This window comes from Hallella colorans (assembly GCF_003096815.1).
In the GTDB taxonomy this organism is placed as follows: Bacteria; Bacteroidota; Bacteroidia; order Bacteroidales; family Bacteroidaceae; genus Prevotella; species Prevotella colorans.
Window position 1 is genome coordinate 1 of record NZ_QENY01000039.1, and the last position, 8,267, is coordinate 8,267.

Below are 8,267 nucleotides of genomic sequence, written 5' to 3' on the forward strand. Positions count from 1 at the left end.
CAACATGCCGGATGCCGACATGAAACTCATGCTTGAAGCAGCGGCTGAATCGCCACCAGAGGTAACAGAAAATGAATAAGGGGGCTTGTCACTAACATGCTGTCATCCGAACTATTGTGTCTCAATGAGTTGGAATGAGGATTTCTATGTTTAGCGGACAGTAATAGTTTATTTACCGTGAAATACAATGGTGGGATGTTTTTGTTTGCAGAAAGAGTGGATGGGGCTATTTAACGTAATACGCCCCCCACAGACAATCACTCGTTGTGAGTGGGATAGCCTTGTGGGGAGCGTGAGGTTATGTTTCAACTTTTAAATTTAGTTGGCAAAGAAATCTTTAATATAGTTACGGGAAACCGTGAAAGTATTTTCAGGATTGTCAACTTCAGTAAACTTGATATAGGTCGGATTCTTGAGATTGTCTGTCTCGAGTTTGAACACCCGGTCTACAAACTTCCCTTTAACATTTTTGACAAAGGGTAGCACACAAGGTAAATAGCCCGCATTATTAGCATAATATATAGCGTTGCCATTGCCCTTTCCCTCAAAGCCAATGCTTATTTGGTCTTTGCCAATTATTTTATAGGTGAAATAGTACTGGCACCAATAAGTTTTCTTATTGCCTTTGCTTGCGAATGTTAAACCAAATTGTGGTCCCTTGTTTTTATTAATCAGCTCTTTACCAAGACCTGCGCCAATGATATTTTCTCCCATGCTTGCAGCTCCGGGTTTAATCATATTCCAGTATTTTTGTCCGTAAGCGCTGAAATTGCTGAAAGCAAAGAACCAATTGGTATTTACAAACTGTTCGGTAATAGGAGGTACAACAGGCTTCAATAGCACGTTTTTGTTGTTGGCGTCTACCCATTTATCGTCATCAGAATAAATAAACTCCGAGAACGTTTCGCCAGCTATGGTTACTGGCTTGTACAGTTTAAATCCTTTGTCTGTAACTACGAAGTTGAGCCGTGTTTCATCTTGGCTGTCGGGGTTGGTAAATGAGATTGTATGTTGGCTGCGCAAAGCTCTGTAATTCTTGCCTTTGATGACCACATCGTAAATATTGTATTTCATGCTGGCAAAGCGTTTCTGGACGGCATCGATGTAATTGGCCCAATTGGTACTTTTCTTCAATGGTACCATGACCACGCGGTTGTTGTGCTTCTTGCCCTTAAGAATGATGCTGTCGGCAGAGGCTTTCATTACACGAAACTCCAAGTCGCCTAACATTCCTTTTCCGTCAACACCGTTTCCATCTGGATTGTGAGGGTCGGAGAAATAGTGGAAGATGTCATTGTACTCATCAAAAGAGAGTATCACACCCTGGCTCTGTTCTATCTTGTAATGTGATGTAAACGTGGAATCTTTTCCAGCAACTTCGCTGGCCACAGTGACGCGGTCTTTTTTGTCAAATTTGCAAAGTACGTTGTAGCCGCCATACATGGGCGATCCATAATAGTGCATAACCCAGCCGTCTGCTGGTGTGGTGAGGATGTCCTTGGTATTATTGATGGCCTCGCTTATGCGCTGCGATGAGGACTTGTCAAACAAGTCATCGACCTCTGGCGAACAAGCCGTCGCAAGGAGGATCGCCGCAAGGAAAGTGAAGAGATTGAATATCTTTTTCATATTGCGTTTCCTTATTTTAATGTTTTCAAATCAAGTTGATGAATCTCTGACGCCCTTCTTGTGACAATGTCGCGAAGCTTGTCAATGTCAATACCCCAAGTGTTAATGAAATAAGCTCTGAGGATGTCAAGTTTTTTAAGAATGGCATCAAGCCCAGTGGTGTCGACTTGTGGTGCACGTTCATACTCAAATACGGGTACCTTGAAATACTCTGGTACAGGGTTGCCGTCTTTGTCAAACACGGTATTCCCATCTTCGTCTACTTGGTAAACGGGATCGCCACCATGAGCCATAATGGAATAAGCCTTGCCATTGAACACAAAATATGCGAACAAAGAACCATCATCATCATATTGGTATTTCACATTTTTGTGGATAGAGTAGCGTGGGATACGGTTGCCCTTGCTGTCAAGAATATAAATATATTTGCCGTCCTTGTCTTTCTCCCACATGATATTGCCCTTGGCATCGGTAGCTGGCACGAGGTTGTCATCTTTGTCATACAGTGGGATTAGATTACCATCCGCATCCTTTTTGTACACATCATTGCCATTTTTGTCCTTTTGATAGAGGATGTTGCCGTCTTGGTCTTTTTGAACAATCAAAGCCTCGTTCATCAGCTTCTTCCATGCAGCGGGAGTAGAGGTAACGTATGTGGAATACAATTCGGCAAAGTCCTCATTGTACTGTTCGCTGGCATAACCACTGATGAAACCTTCGTGGAGAGCCTGCTCGTCAGAAACGTTAATCCAATCGGTGGTGTGGTATTTACCAACGGAAACCGTGCGATACTCTGTTGAATATTCCTTTTTCTGCGTCAGGATATGGCAGAACTCATGGTGCATGGTATGAAAATACCAGTAGTTGAGGTCAAGTGGCAAGTCGCGATGGTTCTTCAATGGATCGTCTTGGTTGACATAAAGATTGTCAAGGTCAAGATTGTTGATACGGAAAAGTGTAATTTGAATGCCACCTTCAGCGGTACCAAGGATGATTTTGTTTTGTCCGTCATACTCTGGAGAGCCAATGAGCTGGATAACGCGGAAGCAATTCTTCTTCAGGAAATCCTTTCCCATCAGTTCGGTGTAAGCGTCAAGCCATACGTGCTTCAAAAGAATGGACATGGCTCTTGAGTTCTTTTCGTTGGCTGGAACAACGTTATAATAGTTATTGGTGAGCTTGTCAACGTAACGATAATTGAACTCGATGTTATAAGGTTTGGCGTAATTGGCCTCTAACCATTTGTCAAACTCTGATTGCTGCGTGGTAGTCTTGGTGAAGACAGAGTTGTTTGTATCAACGTCGTCTTCCTTGCAGGCGTTGATCACCGCAATGAGTGCCAGCAGCATGATGATTTTGATATATTTCATTGTGTTCATTTTTTAGGAGTCTTACTTGTGTTTGCTTCTCTTGGATTTGCCTCCAGTCCTGCGTCGATTACATCGAGTGGCAATTGGATAGCGCCTCGCAAGTCGCCCGGTTTGAAGAAAATGGGGTCTTCTCCATCTAAGAGGTGACATACGGTGATGCCGTAACGTTTGATATCAAGGAAGCGACCGCCGTGCCAGAAAGTCTCTATACGACGCATTTGTAACAGCATGTATATCATGTTGATCTGTGTGCCTTCTTCCAATGTGAACCCTTGTGGATGCAAAGTCTTTTTGATACTTCGGTCACGATTGGTGGTAATGGTATCCTTTGCGAGAGGAGTATCATTGATGAATTTATTCAGACTTTCCTGGGTGAGCGTAGGCCGCTTGGCTGTTCCTTGCACTGTTTTGGTGTGTGCGGTTATCCAAGCGTTCATGTCAGCCAAGGCTTCTGTGTATTTTTTCTTCATCACATACGCTTCTGCCCTCTCAAGCAACACTTGGTCTGTGGTGAATATGGGTCTCACGATATGCGGAAATCCTGTGTCGTTAATCTTATCGGTTACTTCAAAATACTCGTTGACGGTTGGAATCCAAATCTTTTGGTTGGAGCCATAAAGCTGGCTCGCCTCGACGAGACAGTTGTTGGTTGACCCTCCATGTGGAGCCCATGGCATGGGTGCCCAAAATGTTTCACAGTCTGTTATGTTCGTGTTGTGGTTGAAACGTGAACCTGTGCGGGCTAAACGAGAAACTGATGTCAGAATTAGCAAGTTGGCATTCTCTGAAGTGCTGATATATTTGTTAGAGAATGCATCAATCGTCAGTGAGGCATATTCGTTCATGTTTCTGAGCACACCTGATGGATTGCTGCCCAAAACCTCGTTTGCGTACTTGATTGTTTTATCGTAGTTGAGATAAAACAGGTTGAACCGAGCCGCGAAAGCGTAAGCTGCCTTTGCGTTGAAATGATATTTGGGGACTTTGAGGTAAGTGTCGTCCAACAGTGGCAAGGCTGCCTCAATGTCCGCATTGATGTTTTCGTAGAGTTGCTTGAGCGTGCCACGAGTGTTCACCGACACGTCTGGTATCTTAGGATAAGGCAAACCGAGATACTGTTCTGCCTTTGCGGGGTTCCAAGCCATGCAGAACACCGTAGAAAGACGGAACATGGCGTAAGCGCGGCAAAGCAACGCCTCTGCCTTGGCACCATTGAGTTCGGCTGGCGACCCCAAGTTCTCAATAGCCTGAAGCGCAAGGTTGGCTGAGGCCACGGCGGTGTAACAGTGGTTCCAAATATATTTCGGGTCATCGTTACCCTCTGTTTCAACGTCTTTCCAACGGTAGAGTTCTTCCTCTTTAGGAGAGTAACCATAGTTTATTCCGTTGTCATCAACATTGTCACTACTCATTTCAAAAATATAAGTTGGGTCTTGTTTAGGATAAGCCGAAACAAGAAGTTTCTGGACTTTATCCACGTTGTCCACTTCGGCTCTGTCATCAGGCAATTTGTCGAGATAGTCATTGCATGATGTGGTTATGCCCAACGCGAAGACTGCCGAAAGGAATAAATATATCTTTTTCATATTCTTAACTTGTTAAAGGAATTTTATAGTCCAACTCTGAGTGTCATTGTGAGCTGTCGAGCCATTGGCACAGCTACACCACCAGCGTTGAAGAACTCTGGGTCTTGACCGTTGAGCTTTTTGTCCGCATAAATAAGGAACAAGTTTGTACCCTGCAATTTGAGGTTGACCTTGTTCAAATGCAAATAGTTAGCCCATCGCTGTGGGAAATCATACGACAGTGAAATTTCTTTCATGCGTATAAAGTCACCCTTTGCCACACGTTCTGTGGAGCGGTTATAGGCATTGAAGGCGTAACTCAATTTTTGGTCTTGTTGGCGTTGGCGCAAGTCAGGGATGGCAGGTATATTGGTTGTCATCTCGTTGCCTGCTTTTGTCCAACGGTTTCTGAACTCTTTTGGTGTAGCGTCAAGATCAGAATACCAAGAGTAGAAGGCTGGGTCAAGACGCACCTTGTTGCCAAAAGCGTAAGTTGCAAAGACGATGAGATGCCATCCTTTATAAGAGAAAGTATTGCCCAAAGAACCTGTATAGGTAGGATCGACAGGACCTTCATACTTCAAATGCTCAATGTTACGAGATTGGAAGTAGATATCACTGGTAGTCTTCTTTCCATCTTGGTTGATAAAGGTTGGTATGCCATTCTCGTTCAATCCTTGGAAATCCATGGAGAACAAAGAGCGATACGGATAACCCTCGAGCGTAAAGCCAGAACCTGTAATCATCTGGATAAGGTTACGACGATTCTTTAATGAGGTCACTTCTGTCTTGACATGAGAGAAGATGAAGTCTGTGCTCCATGTAAAATCTTTGCTCACGATGTTCTTGCTGGATATAGAAAGCTCTTCTCCATTCGACTTCATGGAAGCCACATTGGCATATTCTACAATGGTACCCTTAGTTCCATTGGTGATGCGCGGGCCAATCAAGTCGTAGTTGTTACGACGATACCAATCGAAGGTAACGTTGATACGATTGTTGAGGAAGCCCAAGTCAAAACCAAGATTAAGCTCATGTTTCTTCTCATAGGTAAGTTCATCGTTGGCAAAATCCCATATCTCAAGCCCCGATTCCTTGTCAACCGTAAATGGTCTCCAAGGGTTGTAGCTCTGGATAATTACCGCAGCGTTGGTCACGGCAGGTTTGTCGCCCGTCAAAGAATAAGACGCTTTGAATGTGGCGTGTGTGAGACTGTTCTTGAAAGTTTTTTCAAACCATGGCTCCTCGTGCATATTCCATGCTCCAGAGATGTTCCATGTAGGCAACCATCGTGCACTACGAGCTTTGCCCAAGCGGTTGCTGCCCTCGTAACGCACTGTTCCGTTGATGGTGTAGCGACCTTTCCAAGAATATGTACCAGTTCCGAAGAAAGACACTTCGCGACTATGTCCGTTAGACAAGTCATAGTAAATTTCGTTCTCCTCGCTCGACTGCTTGAAATATCTGTAATCGTACGAGCCGAGCAATCCCATCTCGTATTGCATGCCCACGCCATTGAAATAGCTGCGGTTACGGTCGGTGTTGTTCACTTCCATACCTCCAAAGAGGTTCACGATGTGGTCATTGTTGTAAACATCGTTATAGCTTGCAGTGGCACGGAAGTCCCAGCTGTTCATCTTGTACTTTGTCTCGCGATAGAAACCACCATTGGGCAGTACTGAGAATGGCAAGCTGTTAGGCACGTCTGGGTCAGTGTAAAGACGCTGGTTGCCATAAAGCATGGTAGCGTCGTCCATAGCGCGGAAAGCCAAAGCGACGTTAGAGTTGTCCCTAATCTGATTGGCCTGGGTTGTCGTAGAGAACTTGTAGGCTCCCAGCACTGCCAACTCAACCTTTGTTATAGGTTTGTACTTAAGCTCTGCTTGTACTTTTGTATCAATGACATCATAATCATTAAAGTTGTTGGCCAGCTCATGGTGAATGTTGAATGGCGCATAGTTTCTAACGTAGAACTCGTTGGCATCCAGCGTTCTTGATGTGTTGATGGCGTAAGAGTAGGGGTTAATGTCAAAGTCGCGGGTCACGGCACCAGTCACATTGTCTACATGCTGGTTCATGGCACCCGGTGATTTTTGCTTTCTATAGGCAGCATTTCCGATCAAATTGAGCGACAGGTGCTTGCTCATATTGTACAATGCGTTCGTGCTGAAAGTGTAACGCCTCACATTGCTTTGCTCAGTCCATCCTGGATCGTTCATCAAGGAGAAAGAGGTGTAATACTGAGCCTTATCTGTTCCCGATGAGATACTAATAGAATGGTTCATGGATATGGCGTTGCTGAACAACTCGTCAAACCAATTAGTGTTGCGCATTTCGGCCGCTTGCAGATACTTTATTTTTCCATCTTCTGTGTTGGGAAGCAAGAATTTGCCTGTGGTGGGGTCGTATGTGTTCATCAATTGGTACATCTTGCCATACACACCACTTGTGGATGCGCGATGAGTGCGACCAAATGAAAGCATACCATTGGCTTCAAGCTCTCTGTATATACCCATTTGCTCTTGTGAGTTCATGATATTGAACTGACTGTAGCTTGGCTTCAAGCGCATGGTAAATTCGCCTGTGTAATTAATGTGTGTCTTACCGGCTTTACCTTTTTTCGTGGTAACAACAATCACACCTGACATGGCACGCGCACCATATATAGAGGTGGCAGAACCGTCTTTCAAGATTTGGAAGCTCTCAATGTCGTCGGCATTCAGACCGGCGATGGCTGATGAAATAACCGTTGCAGCGTCTCCAGACGACAGTTGGTCGGCGTTTACTTCTGTTACATCTTCCATGATAACGCCATCGACCACCCAAAGTGGTTTGCTGCTACCATAGATAGAGGTGGCTCCACGCACCCTAATCTTAGGTGCCGTACCAAATGTACCCGATACATTTTGTACGCTCACACCAGCGGCGCGTCCCTCCAAAGAGCGGCTAATATCCGCGATACCGTCCAACTTGCTTTTCTCGGCATCGACTTTGGTTGCTGCACCAGTAAACAAACGTTTGTCCATTTTCTGCATACCCGTCACAACCACTTCGCTAACGGTTTGCGCATCAGAGCGAAGCACAATACGCATATTCTGCGTTCCGCGCAGTTTTTGTGTTACCATACCTATGTACGAAATCGTAATCATAGGATTTTTCTCTTTTGTAGTTAAGGAAAATTTACCATCTACATCTGTCACGGCGCCTGTTTTTGTTCCGGATACAGTAACAGAAGCACCAATCACCGGTTGTCCATCCTCTGCTGATGTTACGACACCATTGATCTTGTTCTGTGCCCACGTCGTTCCTAATCCTAAGAACAAACCTACAAGCAACATTGCTAATTTTTGTTTCATAAATCTATATCGTAAAGGTTAAATTCATAGTTAACAATATACACAATATACAATAAAAGGTCTTTTGATGTGGTTAAGTAAGCATACTTTTGTCCATTGGGGTGTTGGACATTTATAGTATATTATTCCTCTTACATGTTGGTTTTACAAAAATAAATAAAAATAATGTACCAAACAAATAAAATTTAATAAAACGAAATAAAAAAACATTTGTTAACAATGATGTATCTTTTACCTCTTTTTATTATTATTTATTGCTGTCCGGTAAAACTTTATTAAACAAAATAATTTAGGGCTGACACTTCTCACGAGGTGTCAGCCCTTTTGGTTATCTTTGTTTTTACTAA

The 8,267-nt window shown here is 43.9% G+C and carries 4 protein-coding genes; all 4 read right to left on the bottom strand.

Going from position 1 to position 8,267, the window contains the following annotated elements:
• Window positions 1-318 precede the first annotated feature (318 nt).
• From C7379_RS12230 to C7379_RS12245, 4 genes are read right to left on the bottom strand one after another with little or no spacing between them, the layout of a single operon-like run.
• Complete coding sequence (locus C7379_RS12230; RefSeq protein WP_116617514.1) at window positions 319-1,629, bottom strand: DUF4302 domain-containing protein; 1,311 nt, start codon at window positions 1,627-1,629, stop codon at window positions 319-321.
• Between the two features lie 11 nt (window positions 1,630-1,640).
• Window positions 1,641-2,999 (bottom strand): zinc-binding metallopeptidase, encoded by a 1,359-nt coding sequence (locus C7379_RS12235; protein ID WP_116617515.1) that lies wholly within the window; start codon window positions 2,997-2,999, stop codon window positions 1,641-1,643.
• 5 nt (window positions 3,000-3,004) lie between these two features.
• Window positions 3,005-4,585 (bottom strand): RagB/SusD family nutrient uptake outer membrane protein, encoded by a 1,581-nt coding sequence (locus C7379_RS12240; protein ID WP_116617516.1) that lies wholly within the window; start codon window positions 4,583-4,585, stop codon window positions 3,005-3,007.
• A 23-nt stretch (window positions 4,586-4,608) separates the two neighbouring features.
• Complete coding sequence (locus tag C7379_RS12245; RefSeq protein WP_116617517.1) at window positions 4,609-7,920, bottom strand: SusC/RagA family TonB-linked outer membrane protein; 3,312 nt, start codon at window positions 7,918-7,920, stop codon at window positions 4,609-4,611.
• Between the last annotated feature and the right edge of the window lie 347 nt (window positions 7,921-8,267).

Excerpts from the sequence above, each read along its gene's own strand:
- C7379_RS12230 (WP_116617514.1), bottom strand. The coding sequence starts at position 1,629 with ATGAAAAAGATATTCAATCTCTTCACTTTCCTTGCGGCGATCCTCCTT.
- C7379_RS12235 (WP_116617515.1), bottom strand. The coding sequence starts at position 2,999 with ATGAAATATATCAAAATCATCATGCTGCTGGCACTCATTGCGGTGATC.
- C7379_RS12240 (WP_116617516.1), bottom strand. The coding sequence starts at position 4,585 with ATGAAAAAGATATATTTATTCCTTTCGGCAGTCTTCGCGTTGGGCATA.
- C7379_RS12245 (WP_116617517.1), bottom strand. The coding sequence starts at position 7,920 with ATGAAACAAAAATTAGCAATGTTGCTTGTAGGTTTGTTCTTAGGATTA.